Source organism: Streptomyces sp. NPDC056503, assembly GCF_042794995.1.
Classification (GTDB): domain Bacteria; phylum Actinomycetota; class Actinomycetes; order Streptomycetales; family Streptomycetaceae; genus Streptomyces.
Genome location: NZ_JBHTST010000160.1, coordinates 1 through 17,683 on the forward strand (window position 1 = coordinate 1; position 17,683 = coordinate 17,683).

Consider the following 17,683-nt stretch of genomic DNA (forward strand, 5'->3'; position numbering starts at 1 on the left):
GATCCGGCCGGCCCCTCCTTCCCCGTTTCGGCCGATGGCCCGTCAGTTCGTCGCCGGACCCGTCCAGTCGGCGGGTACGCGGGCGAGGCGGACGCGCTGGGGGTGGTCGCCGACCGGCACGCTCGCGACGCGCTCCCCGGTGGCGAAGTCGATGGCGCTGACCCGGTCGGCGCCGCTCTCGGAGACGACGCAGGCCTTGCCGTCGCCGCTCACGGTCGCCCAGTAGGGCTTGCTGGTGGGGACCAGCGGCCCCTGCCGCAGGGTGGCCCGGTCGACGACGGTGGCGTAGTCGTCCATGGTGCCGGCGACGCAGAGCTTGCTGCCGTCCGGGCTGATCGAAAGGCCGTGGTGGCGCGAGTCGTTGACCCAGGTGGTGCGGTCGGGGTCGGTGTCGGGGTTGCCCGGCAGGGCCTTGAGGCGGGTGATGCGGTCGCTCTCCACGTCGTACTCCAGGAAGCCGTTGAGGAAGGAGACCTGGAAGTAGAGCTTCTTCTCGTCCGGGGTGAAGACGAGGGGGCGGACGGCGTCGGAGAGGTCGTCGCGGCCGAAGGCGTCGAGGCGGGAGCGCATGTCGATCACGCGGACCGTCTCGAAGGTCGCCGCGTCCACGACGGTGATCTTCCGGTCGCCCTTGGTCCAGTCGAGCCAGGGCGCGTCGAGGGCGGTGGTGACCTCGCCGATCGACATGTTCCAGAGCCGACCGTCGGAGGTGAAGACGTTCTCGTGGGGCTTGTCGCCGGTCTTGAAGCTGCCGAGCTGACGGCCGGTGGCGATGTCGAGGACGTGGACGGTGTTGGCGGTGGAGGCGGAGACGGCGACGCGGGTGCCGTCGGGGGAGACCGCCATGTGGTCGGCGCGGTAACCGGCCACGGGGAAGCGCCAGTTGATCCGGCCGGTGCGGAGGTCGATGGAGACCACGTCCGCGAAGCTGGGGCGGGAGACGACCATGGAGCCGCCGTCGGGGGTGGCGTACATGTCGTCGACGAACTGGTCGTGGCCCTCGCCCGGGCCGCTGCGGACGCCGAGGAAGAAGGCGAGCTTGACGGGGTTGAGGTAGATCTCCCTCAGGCGCTCCTCCTTGTCGGGGACGACGTCGACGCGGCCGACGCGGTGGAAGTCGCCCCGGGAGGCGATGACATCGGCGGTGCCGTCCCAGTTGTTGCCGACGAACATGACCTCGCGCAGGGGCGTGTCCGCGGCGCCCGGGAGGGCGGCGTCCGAGGGGGCGGGAGGCGGGGCGGCGACAGCGGGGGCGAGGAGGGTGAGGGAGGCCGTGAGGGAGGCGGCGAGGGCGACCGCGAGACGGCGGGTCCGGGTCGTACGAGCCGAGGGCATGAGGAAGCCTTCTTCCGTGTGGGGACAGCGACTTACCGGAGGTAACCCGCAGGTAACCACGGACCCGCGCCACCCACAAGACGTCTCCCGCACCCCTGTTCCCCCGCCTCCCCCCACCCCGCCCGCACCCTGTCCGGGACGGATGCGGGATCATGGAACCATCACCCGCAGAAGGGACGGAACGGACGATGAGGAACCGCAGTGTCGCGGACCTGATGACCCCGACGGCGGTCGCGGTCCAGCGCGGGACACCGTTCAAGGAGATCGCGCGGCTCCTCGACGAGTACGGCATCACGGCGGTCCCCGTCGTCGACGACGAGAACCGGCCCGTGGGCGTGGTCTCGGAGGCGGACCTGCTGCGCCGGCACACCGCCAAGGGCGGCCCCAGCAGCGCGGAGGCGATGATGTCCAGCCCCGTGCACACCGCCCGCCCCTCCTGGACGGCCGTCGAGGCGGCCCGGCTCATGGAGCGGCACCGGGTCAAGCGACTGCCGGTCGTGGACGCGGACGGACGGCTCATCGGCGTCCTCAGCCGCAGCGACCTGCTCCAGCTCTTCCTGCGCCGCGACCGCTCCATCCAGGAGGAGATCCGCGAGGACGTGGTGGTCCGCATCCTCGGCCTCTCCCCCGCCGCCGTCCACATCGACGTCGACGAGGGCCGCGTCACCCTCAGCGGCACCCTGGGCCGGAAGGAGCTCGGCCCGACGCTCGTGCGGCTCTGCGAGTCCGTGGACGGGGTGGTCGAGGTCGTCGACCACCTGGTGGTCGAGACGCCGGACGCGGAGGCGGGCGCCGAGGCGGAGGCGTAGGGCCGGGGCACGGACCACGGCCCGGCGGGAGCAGTGCGGCTCGCGGGCCGGACCGTGGCCGCTCGGACGGGCGGGCCTCCCAGGAGGTCCCGTTCCCCAGGAGGTCCTGTTCCCCAGGAGGTCCTGTTCCCCAGGAGGCTCCGCCCCTCGGGCGGGCTCTCAGAAGACCGTCTCAGGAGACCGCCTCGGCAGGCCGCCTCACACGGCCTCGCCCCTCAGGAGACCGCCTCCGGCCAGCCGTATCCGGGACCCGTGCGCGCCGGTACGGTCCCGGCGCCGACCGCCTCCATCTCGCGGTTCGCCTCCCTCATCAGCTTGCCCGCCAGGTCTTTCATGGCACGGCTCGCGGCCAGCTCGTCACCGATCGCCGGCACGTCCGTGTCCGACGGGTTGCAGCGGGCCGAACCGTGCCCCGTGAAGGTCGCCGTCCCCGTGTCCAGCCGGGCCTCGGCCTGGGTACGGCCCGCGTCCTCGCTGAGCTCCAGGCCGACCCTCCACTCCAGGTTCCGCGTCATGGTCTGCCTCCTCGCACACCGGTCCGCGCCGCCGGTGCCGTCGTACGGCGCCGTGGCGCTGCTCCCCCGCTCCTTCCAGGATCCGCCCGCCGGGGCCGGGGCGCGCGGGGACGGGGCGCGCGGGGACGGGGCGCGGGGACGGGCGCGCGGGGACGGGCGCGCGCGGGGACGGCGCGCGGGGACGGGCGCGCGCCGGTGGCGGGCGCGGGCGGCGCGTGGAGGCGCGTGTTCCGCACCGGCGGCGCGGGAACCACCCCCCGCACGGAGCACGGACACTTCACGGCGAAGGGGTACCGCTATGGCCGGCCGGTTCGGGGCCCGCAAACGACTGGAGGTGCTCCAGGTCGTCGTGGCCGGCCTCGGGGTCCCCGCGAGCCTGGGCATCGGCGTGATCCTGAACGCGAGCGGGCTGCACGTCGGCATCGGCCTCGCCGCCACCGCCCTCGTCCTCATGGCCACGGCCGCGGCCCTCGCGAAGATCGACGCCCTGCTGTCCCGCCACCCCGCGCCACCGTCCCAGAAGGGCCGTCGCGCGGGCGGGGACCGGGACGACGGCCTGGGCGGCCTCTGACCGTCCGGACTCCCCCTCCGACGGACGGCCCGACGCGCCCCGAAGCCCCAACGCCCGCCCCAGAGAGCCGCGTTGTACCATGATCGCGGGTCGTGACTGGCGAACGTGGAGCACCACAAGGAAGCGGCCCCTCCCTCGGACCCGACGTCGACCGCCTGGGCGTCCTCCCCCGTCGTCACCATCGATCCGAGGAGACACCGGCATGCGGCTCCGGTACGGCCTGAACCCCCAGCAGTCGACGGCGTACGCCGTCCCCGTGGACCCGGACCGGGTGCCCCTCCGGGTGCTCCAGGGGCAGCCCTCGTACATCAACGTGCTCGACGCCCTGAACGGCTGGCAGCTGGTGCGGGAGGCGGAGCGGACGCTGGGCCTCCCGGCCGCCGCCTCGTTCAAGCACGTGTCGCCGGCGGGCGTCGCCGTCGCGGGCCCGGTGGACGAGGCCGCGGCCCGCCCCCACGGCGTGGACCCCGCCTCCGTGGGCGCCCTCACCGGGGCCTACCTGCGGGCCCGGGACGCCGACCCGAAGTCCTCGTACGGGGACTTCGTCGCCGTCTCGCACGAGGTGGACCAGGAGCTCGCGGAGCTCCTCACCCGGGTCGTCTCGGACGGGATCGTCGCCCCCGGGTACGCGCCCGGCGTCCTGGAGACGCTGGCGAAGAAGAAGAACGGCCGCTTCCTGGTGATGGAGGCGGATCCGGGCTTCGAACCGCCCGCGTCGGAGTCCCGCGAGGTCTTCGGCCTGCGCCTCTCCCAGGACCGCGACCGGGTCCCGCTCGGCCCGGAGGTCCTGACCGACGTGCCCGTCGGCACGCTCACCGACGAGGCCCGCGCCGACGTCCTCCTCGGGCTCGCCGTGCTGCGCTTCACCCAGTCCAACTCGGTCTGCTACGTACGCGGCGGCCAGACCCTCGGCATCGGCGCGGGCCAGCAGTCCCGGGTCGACTGCACCCGCCTCGCCGGGGCCAAGACCGACACCTGGTGGCTGCGCCGGCACCCGCTCGTCCAGGAGCTGGACTTCCTTCCGGGCGTCCGGCGGCAGGACCGCGTCAACTGGCGGATCCGACTGGTCGAGGGGGACCTCACCGCGGACGAACGCGACCGCCTCCGCGCCTCCGTCACCGCCGAACCGGGCGAGCCGACCCCCGGCGAGCGGGCCGCGTGGCTGGCCCGGCTGACCGGTGTCTCCTTCGTCTCGGACGGCTCGCTGCCCTTCCGCGACAACGTCGACCACGCCCACCGGCACGGCGTCACCACCATCGCCGAGCCCGGCGGCTCGATCCGGTCGGGCGAGGTCGAGGACGCCTGCCGGGAGCTGGGCGTCACCCTGGCCCGGACGGGGCTGCGCCTCTTCCACCACTGAGGCGGCCCGGCCGCCCCGCCCGGGCAGGAGCGCTCCCGCCCGGGCGTCCGGTTCAGGCGGGTGGCCGGCGGTCGGGCAGGGCGTGCGCGAGCAGGAACTCGGTCGCTCCCGCGATGGCCTCCGCGTAGGTGCCGTGGACCGGCTGGGACTCCTCTTCCGCCTGGTCCGCGGCGGTGGCGGCGTACCACCAGGCGTCGGCGTCGGGGTCGTGGTGCACGACGGCGGTACCGCCCGCGTAGTGGAGCGGGATGGACTCGGCGGAGGACTTCCTGACCACGGCGTGAGGCCACTTGAGGCGGGCGGACTGGCGCTTGATCCCGCCCCAGGCGGCGCCGAGCTGGGCGTAGTTCGCGCCGCTGCGGCCCGCCACGGTGGCGGCGGACTCGGCGAGCCGGTCGACCGACCGCTTGGCCTCGTACAGGGCCCGCAGGACCGCCAGCTGCACGTCGGGCGCGGCCATGAGCACCGGGTCGTGCTCCTTCCCCGCGGCCTGGTAGGCCAGCAGCCGGGTCGAGATCCGCTCCGCGAGGGCGCGGACCGTCTCGTGGACCCGCTCGTCCATGGTGAAGGCGTCGTCCTGGGTGGGCTCGTTCCAGGGCGGCTCCAGCAGGTTCGAGAAGGCGGCCCAGAAGTCGTCGTCGGTCTTGTCGGGGGTCGGGATTCCCGCCCCTGCCACATCGCTCATGCGACAAGCATAACTGTCGATCGCCTGTGACGACAGCTCTTACTGTCGCGAAGCCGGGTCGGTGGGCGCCGACCCGGGTGACGTGGCCTAGAGTGCAGCCGTGCCGTCGTACAGCATTGGGCAGGCCGCGAAGCTGCTCGGAGTGAGTTCGGAGACCGTTCGCCGATGGGCGGACGGAGGCCGGCTGCGCATGGACCGGGACGGCTCCGGCAACCGGGTCATCGACGGCGTCGGGCTGGCCCGTTTCGCGGAGGAGCGGGGCGCCGGCCTCCACGCCGTACCGGAGGAAGACGCCCGGACGTCGGTACGCAACTCCTTCGTGGGGATCGTCACCGCGGTGCGGGTCGACGACGTCGCCGCACAGGTGGAGGTCCAGGCGGGGCCGCACCGGCTGGTCTCGCTCGTGACGCGGGAGGCCGTCGAGGAGCTGGCGCTGGACGTGGGCGTCACCGTGACGGCACGGGTCAAGTCCACCAGCGTCCACATCGACCTGCCGTAGAGCCCCCGGGACGCTTGGACGTGGGTACGGAAAATGTGAGGGCACCCCTCGTAGCAAGCTCACAATAACGAGCGAAGAGAGCGGTTCAGGGTCGCATCGACGGTTCTCACCCCCTGAGTTCGGGTATCACTGGGCGCGGTCGCCGTACCGGCGCCCAGGGACCCGAAGGGGATCGCCGATGAGCCTGCTCAGCTCCACGCCACAGACGACCACGGCCCGGCCGGGGGCATTCGCCGTGTGGGGGGACGTCGCCCTGCCCGCCCTGCTGACGGTCGCGGATCTGCGGCGGCGCTGGACCCCGCACCGGGCCGAGGTCGTCTTCGACTGCGCCACCGCCGGGCCCCAGCACCACGTCTTCGAGGGCCCGCTGCTGCGCCGGGTCGTCGCGGACGCGCGCCCGGTCTTCGATCCCGCCCGCCGCAAGGAACGCTCCCGCTTCCTGCTCGCCGTGAGCGGCGCCGACGGCCACCACACCGTGCTGTCCTGGGCCGAGATCGACGCCGACTTCGGCGACGCCCCGGTCCTCCTCGCCACCCGCATGGACGGGACGGAGCTCGACGCGGCCGGCACCCAGCTGGTCGTCCCGTCCGACCGGTGCGGCGCCCGGTACGTCAGCTCCGTCACCGGCATCTGGGTGGGACCCCACCACGCCGCCGCGCCTCCGAGCCCCGCCGGAGGAGCGCGCGCATGAGGGCCGTACCTTCCTCCAAGCGGGATCTCAGACGCGATGGAGGGACCCACGAACTTGTTGCAGATGAGAGCGATCTCGCCCTACGGTGTCGCACATGCAGTCCTACACCATCGGGCAGGCCGCACGGCTCCTGGGCGTCAGCCCCGACACCGCGCGGCGCTGGGCCGACGCGGGCCGGGTCGCGACCCACCGCGACGAGAGCGGTCGGCGCGTCATCGACGGGAAGTCGCTCGCCGCGTTCTCCGTGGAGATCGCGCAGGGAGAGGACGACGACGACGCGTCGTACACCTCCGCCCGCAACGCGTTCCCCGGGATCGTGACGGCGATCAAGCTCGGCGACATCGCGGCCCAGGTCACCATCCAGGCCGGTCCGCACCGCCTCGTCTCCCTCCTCACCCGGGAGGCCGTGGAGGAACTGGGACTGGAAGTCGGCATGCAGGCCACCGCCCGCGTGAAGTCGACCAGCGTGCACATCGACCGCACCTGACCACCGCTCACGCAGCACACCCCGCACCGCGGCCGTCGGCGCGGCCGGCCGCGTTCCGCACCTTCCGTTCCTCGTCAAGGAGTTCCGTCCCCATGGCCCTCACCCTCACCCTCACCAGACGCCGTGCCACCGCCGCCGCGCTCACCGCCGCCCTGCTCGTCCCGCTCGCCGCCTGTTCGAGCGGCGACGACGGCGGCAAGAAGGACACCGGCGGGGCCACCACCTCCGGCGCCGCGAACGGCGCGCCCGCCGCCGACCTGACCGTGCTCGCCGCCGCGTCCCTGACGGACGTGTTCAAGACGGCGGGAGCCGCGTACGAGAAGGCGCACCCCGGCACGAAGCTCACCTTCTCCTTCGCCGGCTCCCAGGAGCTCGTCGCCCAGGTCTCGCAGGGCTCGCCCGCCGACGTCCTGGTCACCGCCGACACCAAGAGCATGGACAAGGTGAAGGCCGACACCGGCACCCCCGCGATCATCGCGACGAACCGGCTCGTCATCGCCACCGGCGAGGGCAACCCGCACAAGGTCGACGACCTGAAGGACCTCGCCGACACCAAGCTGAAGGTCGTCCTCGCCGCGCCCGAGGTCCCGGCCGGCAAGTACAGCAAGCAGATCCTCGACCGGCAGCACGTCACGGTGAAGCCGGTCTCCCAGGAGCCCAACGTCCGCGCCGTGCTCAGCAAGGTCGAGCTCGGCGAGGCCGACGCCGGCCTCGTCTACAAGACCGACGCCGCGAGCGCCGCGGACAAGGTCGACGCCGTCGAGATCCCCGACGACCAGAACGCCCTCGCGAAGTACCCGGCCGCCACCCTGAAGGACTCGAAGAACGCCGAGGCCGCCGCCGCGTTCGTCGCCTGGCTGTCCTCGGCCGAAGGACAGAAGATCCTCCAGGACGCCGGTTTCCAGAAGCCGTAACCGGCCGGGAACACACGGATCACGAGGGGCTGTCCGCTTCGGGGGAACGGACAGCCCCTGCCCCCTTCTCTGCCTTTGGGACCGACGATGAAACGAGCAGGCGCACGCACCCCCGGGGGCCGCCCGCCCCTCACGCTGGCGCTGCCCGCGCTGCTCGGCGTGGCCTTCCTGACGCTGCCGCTGATCGGCATCCTCGTCCGGACCGAATGGGGGGAGCTGGGCGACCACCTGACCTCGCCGGGCACGGTCGAGGCGCTGAGACTGTCCCTCGTGGTGTCCTTCTGGGCGCTCGGCCTCTCGCTGTTCCTCGGAGTGCCGCTGGCCTGGCTGCTGGCGCGGGTCCCCTTTCCCGGCAAGGCGCTCGTCCGCTCCCTCGTCCTGCTCCCCATGGTGCTGCCGCCGACCGTCGGCGGCGTGGCGCTGCTGCTCGCCTTCGGACGGCGCGGCCTCCTCGGGCCCTGGCTGGAGCACACCTTCGGGATCACGTTCCCCTTCCACACCTCCGGCGCCGTCCTCGCCGCGACCTTCGTCGCCATGCCCTTCCTCGTCATCAGCCTGGAGGGCGCGCTCGGTGGACTGCGGCCCCGGTACGAGGAGACGGCGGCGTCCCTCGGGGCCTCGCCGGTCCGGGTCTTCTTCACCGTCACCCTGCCGATGGTGGCGCCCGGCGTCATCGCCGGCGCGGCACTGACGTGGGCGCGGGCGCTCGGCGAGTTCGGCGCGACGATCACCTTCGCGGGCAACCTGCCGGGGACGACCCAGACCCTGCCCCTCCAGGTCTACCTGCTCCTCCAGGAGGAGCCCGAGGCCGCCACCTCGGTCTCTCTGCTGCTGCTCGCCATCGCGATGGGCGTGCTCGTCGCCCTGCGCGGCCGCTGGACCGGCACCCCGGTGGAGCGGAGGCGGGGCCGCCCCGCGCCTCCCGAGGAGCCTGCCGCCGTCCCGTCCCCCCACTCCCCGCTGTCCCCCGGGGCTCCCCTCCCTCCCGTGTCCGAGCGGCCCGCCGGCTCCCCCGAGCACTGGGCGCTGCACGCCGAGGTCACCGGCTTCACCGTCCTCACCCTCGACGCGGACCCGGGCACCACCATCGCCGTCGTCGGCCCCAACGGCGCCGGGAAGACCACCCTGCTGCGCGCCCTGCTGGGCCTCACCCCCCGGGCGCACGCGGAGCTCCGGCTCGGGGACGAGGACGTCACCTCGCTGCCGCCGCACCGGCGCCGGGTCGCCTGGGTCCCCCAGGACGGCGCCCTCTTCCCCCACATGACGGCCCTCGCCAACACCGCGTACGGCCTGCGGAGCCAGGGCGTCGCCCGCGCCGAGGCCCGCCGCGAGGCGCAGGGGTGGCTCGACCGCCTCGGCGTCGGACACCTGGGGCACCGCAAGCCCGCGCAGCTCTCCGGCGGCCAGGCGCAGCGCGTGGCGCTGGCCCGGGCGCTGGCCGCCCGCCCCCGGCTCCTGGTCCTCGACGAGCCGCTCGCCGCGCTCGACCAGACCACCCGGGCGCACGTCCGCCACACCCTGCGCACCCACCTGACCGGCTTCGGCGGCGTCTGCCTCATCGTCACCCACGACCCGGTCGAGGCCGTCTCGCTCGCCGACCGCGTCCTCGTCCTGGACGGCGGCCGGGCCCTCCAGGACGCCGCCCCCACCGAGGTCACCCGCCACCCCCGCTCCCCCTGGGTGGCCCGGATGCTCGGCCGCAACGCCTGGCCCGGCACGGCCACCGCGGAGGGACTCGCCCTCGACGGCGGCGGCGTCCTCGTCGCGGCCGAGCCGCCACCGCCCGGCACCCCGGCGCTCGCGATCGTCGCGCCCGAGGCGGTGTCGGTGCACCGCGAGAGGCCCGCGGGCAGCCCCCGTAACGTCTGGCCCGGCACCGTGCGCGAGATCACGAGCAGCGGCAGCCGTCTCCGCGTCCTCGTCACCTCGGCCGAGGCGCCCGACCTCGTCGCCGAGATCACCCCCCAGGCCGCCGCCGAACTCGGTCTGGCCGACGGGGTGTCCGTGTGGACCAGCGTGAAGGCCACCGAGACCACCGTCGTACCGCTCTGAGCGCCTGCGGAGGGGTACGGCGGGACCGGTTGCCCGCCCCGGGAGCCGAGCTAGCCGTCCGGCAGTTCGGCGCGGACGCGGCGGGAGGGGCTGAAGGCGTAGAGGTCGAGGACGCCCGGCGGTTCCGCGAGGCCGGGGCCGCCGGCCTCGATCCAGTCGGCGATGTCCTGGACGGCGTCCTCGTCGTTGACCAGGCCGAGCCAGACCGGCCGCCCGCCCGCCGCCCGTCCGGCGGCGGAGGGCTGGACGACGACGACGTTGGCCTGCTCGCAGGCGTCCAGGCAGCCGGTGACCCGGACCTGGGCCCCGTCCGGCACGGTGCGGCGCAGGGCCGCGAGCTGGGCGGCGTGGTCGACGCCGGGGATCTTGGGCGTGCCGCAGCAGCAGCCGCGGCACACGGTGACCGTGCACGGGGCGGCCCCCGCTCCGGCGGGGGCCGTCTTCTTCCGCTTGTCCGCGCGGCGGCTCATCACGTCTCCTGGAGGGTCGTCGGGTGGTCTGTCGGGTGGGGCGTCGGGCGGGCGCGGCGCCAGGCGCCGTCGGCGAGCAGGCGCAGGCCGTTGAGGCCGACGAGGACGGTGGAGCCTTCGTGGCCGGCGACGCCCAGCGGCAGGGGCAGGGTGCCGGCGAGGTCCCAGACGGCCAGGACGGCGATGAAGGTGCCCGCGATGACGAGGTTCTGGACCACGAGGCCGCGGGCCCGGCGGGAGAGGTTCACCACGGTGGGGATGGCGGTCAGTTCGTCGCGGACGACGACGGCGTCGGCGGTCTCCAGGGCGAGGTCGGAGCCGGCCCGGCCCATGGCGATGCCGGTGTGGGCGGCGGCGAGGGCGGGGGCGTCGTTGACGCCGTCGCCGACGACCAGGACCCTGGCGCCGCCGTCGCGGAGTCCGTGGACGACGGCGACCTTGTCCTGGGGCAGCAGTCCGGCCCGTACGTCGGTGATGCCGACCTCGGCGGCGAGGCGGGCGGCGGCGCGCGGGTTGTCGCCGGTGACCAGGATCGGCGTGCGGCCGGTCAGCTCGGCGAGGGCGCGGGTGGCGGCGGCGGCCTCGGGGCGCGGCCGGTCGGCGATGCCGAGGACGCCGGCCGGGCGGCCGTCGAGGGTGACCACGACGGCGGTGCGGCCGTCCTCCTCCAGCGCGGCGGCGAGGGCGGCGGCCGGGTGGGCGGGGTCGTCGAGGAGCCGGGCGGGGCTGCCGACCGCGACGGCGCGGCCGTCCACCGTGGCGGTGACGCCGGTGCCGGGGGTGGAGGCGAAGTCCTCGGTCGGCGGCAGGTCCAGCGCGCGGTCACGGGCGGCGGCCACCACCGCGCCCGCCAGGGGGTGTTCGCTGGGGTGCTCGGCCGCCGCCGCGAGACGCAGGAGCGCGTCCCCGTCGAGGCCGGAGTCCTCCAGCGGGCGCAGGTCGGTCAGGCGCGGGGTGCCCTCGGTGAGGGTGCCCGTCTTGTCGAGCGCGACCGCGTCGACCTGTGCCAGGCGTTCCATGACGACGGCGGACTTCACCAGGACGCCGTGGCGGCCGGCGTTGGCCATCGCGGAGAGCAGCGGGGGCATGGTGGCGAGGACGACGGCGCACGGGGAGGCGACGATCATGAACGTCATCGCCCGCAGCAGGGTGGACCGGAGGTCGGAGCCCATGAGCAGCGGGATCGCGAAGACCAGCAGGGTGGCGGCGACCATGCCGAGGCTGTAGCGCCGCTCGACCTTCTCGATGAGGAGCTGGGTCGGCGCCTTGGTCCCGGCGGCCTCCTCGACCATCGCCACGATCCGGGCGATGACCGACTCCGAGGGGTCGCGCGCGACCCGTACCCGCAGGGCGCCGGTGCCGTTCAGGGTGCCGGCGAACACCTCGTCGCCCGGCTGCTTGCCCACGGGCAGCGGTTCGCCGGTGATGGTCGCCTGGTCGACGTCGCTCGCGCCGTCGAGCACGCGGCCGTCGGCGCCGATCCGCTCCCCGGGCCGTACGAGGACGACGTCGCCGACGGCGAGGGCGTCGGCCGGAACGGTCTCCTCGGTGCCGTCGTCGGCGAGCCGGGTCGCCGTCTCCGGGGCGAGGTCGAGCAGGCCGCGCACGGAGTCGGCGGTCCGGGCGGTGGCGACGGCCTCCAGCGCGCCGGAGGTGGCGAAGATGACGACGAGCAACGCGCCGTCGAGGACCTGGCCGATCGCGGCGGCGCCGAGCGCGGCGACCACCATCAGCAGGTCCACGTCCAGGGTCCTGTCCTTGAGGGCCTTCAGCCCCTCCCAGGCCGGCTCCCAGCCGCCGGTGACGTAGGCGGCCGCGAACAGCGGGCCCCACAGCCAGGCCGGCGCGTCCAGGAGGTGGAGGGGGAGGGCGGCCAGGAACAGCACGAGCGCCGCGAGCGCCCACCGGGCCTCGGGCAGCGCCAGGACGCGGGTGCGCCGTGGCGGTACCCGGTCCCGGCCGGTGGCGGCCGTCGGGGGCCGCTCCAGGACGGAAGACATGACGAGGCAACCCTTCACGGGTCGACGGGGCGAGGGGTGCTCACCATACAGGAATGCATGAACAGGTCTTCATGTGTCATCCGTATCATGGTCCCATGGGCCACGGACCGCATGCCACCAGCACCACCCGCGAGCGCCTCGACGCCGTCGGCGCCACCGACGTCGCCGCGACCCTCCAGGCCCTCGCCACGCCCTCGCGGCTGTACATCCTGGCGCGCCTGCGCGAAGGCCCCTCCTCGGTCGGCGAGCTGGCGACGGCCGTCGGCATGGAGCCCTCGGCCTGCTCCCACCAGCTCCGCCTCCTGCGCAACCTCGGCCTGGTGGCCGGTGAGCGCCACGGTCGCTCGATCGTCTACGCCCTCTACGACGACCACGTCGCCGAACTCCTCGACCAGGCGCTCCACCACGTCGAGCACCTGCGCCTGGGCGTCCGCGACCTGCCCGCCGAACCGACGGCGCCGACCGCCACCGGATAGTCCCGGGGCGGTCGGCGGCGGTCGGTCTCCCCTCAGCCCAGGGACGGGGCCGTCCGGTCCGGGCGGTCCGCCGGGGTCGCGGCGGCGGAGACGGGGCGGGCGGTGAGGAGACGCCGGGCCAGGAGGCCGAAGACGACCCCGAAGACCGCCCACAGGACCAGCTGGACCGCCACGGAGGCGAGCCGGAACTCCCACAGCAGGGCCGCGGGGAACCCGGGCTTGACGGCGTCGTCGTTGGCCGGGAGGAACACGAAGGCGACGCCCGTGGCGACGACGAATCCGGCGGCGGCCACCAGGGTCGCGTTCCCGTTGCCCAGGCGGGGCGCCAGGCGACGGCCTGCGATGACCGCGGCGACGCCGAGCAGCACGCTCAGGAGGATCATCAGGAAGAACAGCGTGGTGCGCTTGCCGATGGTGTCCGGGTTCCCGACGGCCGGCGGGGTCGCCGGGTACTTGAGGAACGGGACCAGGTAGACGGTGGTGAAGGCGGCCGCCGCCGTGAGGGCCGCCGTCGCCCGGGGGCCGAAGCGGCCGACGCGGCCGAGGACGAAGGAGAAGGCCAGGGCGGCGATGCCGCCCAGCGCCACGCCGTAGACCAGGACGCCCGTCGCGAGACCGAAGGTCGACTGGACGGGGCGGCCGACCGCCTCCTCCTCTTCCTCACCGGCCCCGGTGGCGGCGGCGCCGTGTCCGGCGTGGGACCCCTGGGCGGCTTCGGCGCCCTGGGCGGCCTGGGCCTCCTCGACGGCGATCGAGCCGTTGACGGGCGGCTCGCCCACCACGTAGGCGACGGCGAAGGCGAAGAGTCCGGCGATCAGGCCCGCGAGCATGCCGCGGACCAGCAGACCTCTGACAGTGGAGGCGTACATGTGCTCACGGCCCCCGTCAGTGGCAGGGGAAGCCGAGCAGGTGGCGTCCGTCGTGGACCCACTCGTGCACGGTCTCACCGGCGAAGACGGACGTGGCACCCTGCTCGGCGCCGACGAAGTAGAGGGCGATCAGGGCCAGAAGGCCGACGAAGACGGCCCAGGGCAGCACCGCGCGCACCGGCAGCGAAGCCGGAACGGGTACGGCGGGGGTGGATACGGCAGCGGAGACGACGGCCTCGGCCATGGTGGAACCTCCTCGGGAACACGCGCCCAGATGGTGGTGCTGACGACGGTCCACGGGTCTGACTCGCCGCCACGCCCCGCACGGGGCCCGGCGACTCACAGTGGCGCGACCGTGCCGGTTTCCCACCGGACTTCCGTCTCGCCGTCGTCACGTTGTTCAGATGTCGCCGAGAACGTACCGCGTGCATGACATCCCGCCAAGGGGGTGAGTGATGGATCACTCCCCGTGCGCGACCGCGGGTTAGGGTGCGGCCCGGACACGGGCACGGAACCGCCCGCGAGAGGACCGAGGGACCGATGACCACACGGGTGACGCTCGTCTCCCCCGCCGCGGGCGAGGCGCTGCGGCAGGTCCGCTTCGACGACGACGGGCCGCTGGACGCGGACGGCGAGGCGCGGACCAGGGCCGCGGCAGGCGTCTTCGGCGCGGACGTCACGGCGTTCGCCTCGCCGTCCCGGCGCTGCGGCGACACCGCGCGGGCCCTCGGGCTGGAGCGGGCGGTGCCGACCCCGGCGCTCGCCGGCTGCGCCATGGGCCGGTGGCGCGGCCGGACGCTGGACGACGTCGCCGCCACCGAGGCGGAGGGCGTGGCCCGCTGGCTGTCCGACCCCGCCGCCGCACCGCACGGCGGGGAGTCGGTCCGGGACCTCCGGCTCCGGGTCGGGGCCTGGCTGGACTCCCTCCGGGACGGGTCGCCGGGGCGGGTCGTGGCCGTGGTGGAGCCCGACGTCGTGCGCGCCGCCGTCGTCCACGCGCTCGGCGCCGGCGACGCCGCCTTCTGGCGGGTGGACGTACGCCCTTCGAGCGCAACGGAGTTGAGCGGCCGGGCCGGCCGGTGGAACGTGGTGAGCGGACGGCCCCTGTCGCCGCGCGCGGGCACGTCCTCGGAGCGGCCGCCGCTCCCGGGGACCGTATGATGACGGCGCAGCTGGTTCGCCCCGCCCGCCAGGCGGGAGCGTCGCAAGAGGGAACCCGGTGGGAATCCGGGACTGCCCCGCAGCGGTGAGTGGGAACGACCGCCGTCATACGCACTGGGTCCGACGTACCGGGCCTGGGAAGCGACGGCCAGTAGGAGTCCTCCGGAAGGAGGGCGCGCCCGCGAGTCCGAAGACCTGCCCGTTGCCCGCACGCGGACGATTCCGCGCGCGGTCATCCGGTGACCTCGAGGGCGGGTCGGCGACCATACGAGCGGACGACCGCGCCGTGTCACACGCGGGCGCACCCTCCGTCTCCGGTCACTCCTCGCGCCTGGTCAGGTCCCCGGACCTCAGGGATCCGTCTCGCGAAGGAGATCTCCGTGACCACGAAGTCCGCAGCCGCGGCAGCACGGGCCACCGTGTACGGCTACCCCCGTCAGGGGCAGGGCCGGGAACTGAAGAAGGCGGTCGAGGGGTACTGGAAGGGCCGGGTCACCGCCGAAGCCCTCCGGACCACCGCCGCCGGACTGCGCCGCGCGAACTGGCGGCAGCTCGCCGAAGCCGGCATCACCGAGGTGCCGACCGGCGACTTCTCCCTCTACGACCACGTCCTGGACACCACGGTGATGGTGGGCGCGATCCCCGACCGCCACCGGGACGCCGTGGCCACCGACGCCCTGGACGGCTACTTCGCCATGGCGCGGGGCACCCAGGACGTGGCACCGCTGGAGATGACCAAGTGGTTCGACACCAACTACCACTACCTCGTACCCGAGTTGGGACCTGGCACGGTCTTCACGGCGGACTCCGCGAAGCAGGTCGCGGAGCTGAAGGAGGCCCTGGCCCTCGGCCCGGCCGCACGGCCCGTGCTGGTGGGTCCGGTCACCTACCTCCTGCTGGCCAAGCCGGCCCCCGGGGTGGCGGCGGACTTCGAACCCCTGACCCTCCTGGACCGCCTGCTGCCCGTCTACGCCGAGGTCCTCGCCGACCTGCGGGCGGCCGGCGCGCGGTGGGTACAGCTCGACGAGCCGGCCCTGGTCCAGGACCGCACCCCGGCCCAACTGGACGCCACCGCCCGCGCCTACCGCGCGCTCGGGGCGCTCACCGACCGGCCGAAGCTCCTCGTCGCCTCCTACTTCGGCCACCTCGGCGACGCCCTCCCCGTCCTCGCCAAGGCGCCGGTCGACGGCCTCGCGCTCGACTTCACCGAGCCGGCGGCGGCCCATCTGGAAGGGCTCGCCGCCGTCGGCGGCCTGCCCGGAAAGCGACTCGTCGCGGGCGTGGTGAACGGCCGCAACATCTGGGTCGACGACCTGGAGAGGTCGCTCACCACCCTCGGCACCCTCCTCGGCCTCGCGGACCGCGTCGACGTCGCCGCCTCCTGCTCCCTCCTCCACGTGCCGCTGGACGCCACGGCCGAGAAGGACGTCGATCCGCAGATCCTGCGCTGGCTCTCCTTCGCCCGGCAGAAGACCGCCGAGGTCGTCACCCTCGCCACGGGCCTCGCCCAGGGCACCGGCGCCATCACCGGCGAACTCGCCGCCAACCGCGCCGCGCTCGCCTCCCGCGCCGGGTCCCCCCTCACCCGCGTTCCCGCCGTGCGCGCCCGGGCCGGGGCCGTCACCGGGGCGGACGGCAGCAGGTCGCGGCCGTACCCCGAGCGCGCCCCCGCCCAGCGCGCCCGCCTCGGCCTGCCGCTGCTCCCGACCACCACCATCGGCTCCTTCCCGCAGACCTCCGCGCTGCGCGCCGCCCGCGCCGACCTGCGGGCCGGACGGATCGGCACCGACGGCTACGAGGAGCGCATCAGGGCGGAGATCCGGGAGGTGGTCTCCTTCCAGGAGAAGACCGGACTCGACGTCCTGGTCCACGGCGAACCCGAACGCGACGACATGGTGCAGTACTTCGCCGAGCGGCTCGACGGCTACCTCGCCACCCGGCACGGCTGGGTGCAGTCGTACGGCACCCGGTACGTCCGCCCGCCGATCCTGGCCGGCGACATCTCCCGCCCGGCACCCATGACGGTGCGCTGGACGGCGTACGCCCAGTCCCTCACCACCAAGCCGGTCAAGGGCATGCTCACCGGCCCGGTCACCATGCTCGCCTGGTCGTTCGTCCGCGACGACCAGCCCCTCGGCGACACCGCCCGCCAGGTCGCCCTCGCCCTGCGCGACGAGGTCGACGACCTGGAGGCGGCGGGGACTCCGGTGATCCAGGTCGACGAGCCCGCCCTGCGCGAGACCCTGCCACTGCGCTCCGCCGACCGCGCCGCCTACCTCGCCTGGGCGACGGAGGCCTTCCGCCTCACCACGAGCGGGGTACGGCCGGACACCCAGATCCACACCCACATGTGCTACGCCGAGTTCGGCGACATCGTGCGGGCGATCGACGACCTCGACGCCGACGTCATCAGCCTGGAGGCCGCCCGCTCCCACATGCGGGTCGCCCACGAGCTCGCGGAGCACGGCTACCCGCGCGAGGCCGGTCCCGGCGTCTGGGACATCCACTCCCCCCGCGTCCCCTCGCCGGAGGAGGCGACGGCGCTCCTCCGCGCGGGACTCGAGGCCATCCCCGCCGAACGGCTCTGGGTCAACCCCGACTGCGGCCTGAAGACCCGCGGCTGGCCCGAGACCCGCGCCTCGCTGGAGCACCTGGTCGCGGCGGCCCGGGCCCTCCGCGGCGAGCTGCCCGCGTCCTGACCCTCCGCCCGAGACGGCGGGGGCGGGCGGGGGCGGGCCCCCCCCCCCCCCCCCGGGCCCCCCCCACCCCAACCGAGCGAAGTAAAAAAA

Annotated in this window: 18 protein-coding genes and 3 riboswitches; of the genes, 11 read left to right on the forward strand and 7 right to left on the reverse strand. The window is 74.5% G+C overall.

Translation table 11 applies throughout. The features are described 5' to 3' along the window. Positions 1-42: 42 nt before the first annotated feature. A complete protein-coding gene (locus ACFQ8C_RS32410; protein ID WP_383464645.1) occupies positions 43-1,335 on the reverse strand; it encodes a YncE family protein in 1,293 nt (430 codons plus the stop codon). Positions 1,336-1,523: 188 nt separating this feature from the next. On the opposite strand from ACFQ8C_RS32410, the gene ACFQ8C_RS32415 reads away from it, so the two are divergent. Continuing rightward, positions 1,524-2,144: a CBS domain-containing protein gene (locus tag ACFQ8C_RS32415; protein WP_383464648.1), complete on the forward strand. Its 621-nt coding sequence runs from the start codon at positions 1,524-1,526 to the stop codon at positions 2,142-2,144. A gap of 215 nt (positions 2,145-2,359) precedes the next feature. On the opposite strand, the gene ACFQ8C_RS32420 is transcribed toward ACFQ8C_RS32415, so the two are convergent. Continuing rightward, complete coding sequence (locus ACFQ8C_RS32420; RefSeq protein WP_383464650.1) at positions 2,360-2,659, reverse strand: DUF1876 domain-containing protein; 300 nt, start codon at positions 2,657-2,659, stop codon at positions 2,360-2,362. A gap of 298 nt (positions 2,660-2,957) precedes the next feature. Here ACFQ8C_RS32420 and ACFQ8C_RS32425 point away from each other — a divergent pair, with 298 nt between their 5' ends. Further along, entirely contained in the window at positions 2,958-3,230 is a 273-nt protein-coding gene (locus ACFQ8C_RS32425) for a hypothetical protein (protein WP_383464653.1), read from the forward strand. 82 nt (positions 3,231-3,312) lie between these two features. Next, positions 3,313-3,398, forward strand: a riboswitch (ZMP/ZTP riboswitch). A 16-nt stretch (positions 3,399-3,414) separates the two neighbouring features. Beyond that, the gene (locus ACFQ8C_RS32430; RefSeq protein WP_383464693.1) at positions 3,415-4,590 is read left to right on the forward strand and encodes a phosphoribosylaminoimidazolecarboxamide formyltransferase; all 1,176 of its coding nucleotides are present in this window, start codon (positions 3,415-3,417) and stop codon (positions 4,588-4,590) included. 52 nt (positions 4,591-4,642) lie between these two features. On the opposite strand, the gene ACFQ8C_RS32435 is transcribed toward ACFQ8C_RS32430, so the two are convergent. Continuing rightward, entirely contained in the window at positions 4,643-5,275 is a 633-nt protein-coding gene (locus ACFQ8C_RS32435; protein ID WP_383464657.1) for a hypothetical protein, read from the reverse strand. A gap of 100 nt (positions 5,276-5,375) precedes the next feature. Between ACFQ8C_RS32435 and ACFQ8C_RS32440 the strand changes: the two genes are divergently transcribed. The 5 genes from ACFQ8C_RS32440 to ACFQ8C_RS32460 all read left to right on the forward strand — a co-directional run bounded on the left by ACFQ8C_RS32440 (position 5,376) and on the right by ACFQ8C_RS32460 (position 9,918). After that, the gene (locus tag ACFQ8C_RS32440) at positions 5,376-5,774 is read left to right on the forward strand and encodes a molybdopterin-binding protein (protein ID WP_383464660.1); all 399 of its coding nucleotides are present in this window, start codon (positions 5,376-5,378) and stop codon (positions 5,772-5,774) included. 178 nt (positions 5,775-5,952) lie between these two features. Beyond that, a complete protein-coding gene (locus ACFQ8C_RS32445; RefSeq protein WP_383464663.1) occupies positions 5,953-6,465 on the forward strand; it encodes a molybdopterin-dependent oxidoreductase in 513 nt (170 codons plus the stop codon). A 94-nt stretch (positions 6,466-6,559) separates the two neighbouring features. Next, complete coding sequence (locus ACFQ8C_RS32450; protein ID WP_383464666.1) at positions 6,560-6,952, forward strand: molybdopterin-binding protein; 393 nt, start codon at positions 6,560-6,562, stop codon at positions 6,950-6,952. Positions 6,953-7,044: 92 nt separating this feature from the next. After that, positions 7,045-7,866: a molybdate ABC transporter substrate-binding protein gene (gene modA / locus ACFQ8C_RS32455; RefSeq protein ID WP_383464669.1), complete on the forward strand. Its 822-nt coding sequence runs from the start codon at positions 7,045-7,047 to the stop codon at positions 7,864-7,866. An 87-nt stretch (positions 7,867-7,953) separates the two neighbouring features. Beyond that, complete coding sequence (locus tag ACFQ8C_RS32460; RefSeq protein WP_383464671.1) at positions 7,954-9,918, forward strand: ABC transporter permease; 1,965 nt, start codon at positions 7,954-7,956, stop codon at positions 9,916-9,918. A 50-nt stretch (positions 9,919-9,968) separates the two neighbouring features. On the opposite strand, the gene ACFQ8C_RS32465 is transcribed toward ACFQ8C_RS32460, so the two are convergent. Then, positions 9,969-10,388: a (2Fe-2S) ferredoxin domain-containing protein gene (locus ACFQ8C_RS32465; RefSeq protein WP_383464674.1), complete on the reverse strand. Its 420-nt coding sequence runs from the start codon at positions 10,386-10,388 to the stop codon at positions 9,969-9,971. Continuing rightward, positions 10,388-12,388, reverse strand: a complete 2,001-nt coding sequence (locus ACFQ8C_RS32470) for a heavy metal translocating P-type ATPase (protein WP_383464677.1) — start codon at positions 12,386-12,388, stop codon at positions 10,388-10,390. Before ACFQ8C_RS32470 ends, ACFQ8C_RS32465 begins: the two co-directional genes overlap by 1 nt. Positions 12,389-12,483: 95 nt before the next feature. On the opposite strand from ACFQ8C_RS32470, the gene ACFQ8C_RS32475 reads away from it, so the two are divergent. Then, positions 12,484-12,864: an ArsR/SmtB family transcription factor gene (locus ACFQ8C_RS32475; protein ID WP_383464680.1), complete on the forward strand. Its 381-nt coding sequence runs from the start codon at positions 12,484-12,486 to the stop codon at positions 12,862-12,864. A gap of 32 nt (positions 12,865-12,896) precedes the next feature. On the opposite strand, the gene ACFQ8C_RS32480 is transcribed toward ACFQ8C_RS32475, so the two are convergent. After that, a complete protein-coding gene (locus ACFQ8C_RS32480; protein WP_383464683.1) occupies positions 12,897-13,733 on the reverse strand; it encodes a CbtA family protein in 837 nt (278 codons plus the stop codon). A 16-nt stretch (positions 13,734-13,749) separates the two neighbouring features. Further along, positions 13,750-13,977 carry a CbtB-domain containing protein gene (locus ACFQ8C_RS32485; protein WP_383464685.1) on the reverse strand — a complete coding sequence of 76 codons (228 nt, stop codon included), beginning with the start codon at positions 13,975-13,977 and terminating at the stop codon, positions 13,750-13,752. A 56-nt stretch (positions 13,978-14,033) separates the two neighbouring features. Continuing rightward, positions 14,034-14,112, reverse strand: a riboswitch (cobalamin riboswitch). A gap of 161 nt (positions 14,113-14,273) precedes the next feature. On the opposite strand from ACFQ8C_RS32485, the gene ACFQ8C_RS32490 reads away from it, so the two are divergent. Both ACFQ8C_RS32490 and metE read left to right on the forward strand, forming a co-directional pair. Next, positions 14,274-14,894, forward strand: coding sequence for a histidine phosphatase family protein (locus ACFQ8C_RS32490; RefSeq protein ID WP_383464688.1), 621 nt, complete (start codon positions 14,274-14,276; stop codon positions 14,892-14,894). Beyond that, positions 14,890-15,112: riboswitch (cobalamin riboswitch) on the forward strand. Its footprint overlaps the gene before it by 5 nt. Positions 15,113-15,274: 162 nt before the next feature. After that, on the forward strand, positions 15,275-17,593 hold the full coding sequence (gene metE, locus ACFQ8C_RS32495; protein ID WP_383464691.1) for a 5-methyltetrahydropteroyltriglutamate--homocysteine S-methyltransferase: 2,319 nt from the start codon (positions 15,275-15,277) through the stop codon (positions 17,591-17,593). Positions 17,594-17,683: the final 90 nt, after the last annotated feature.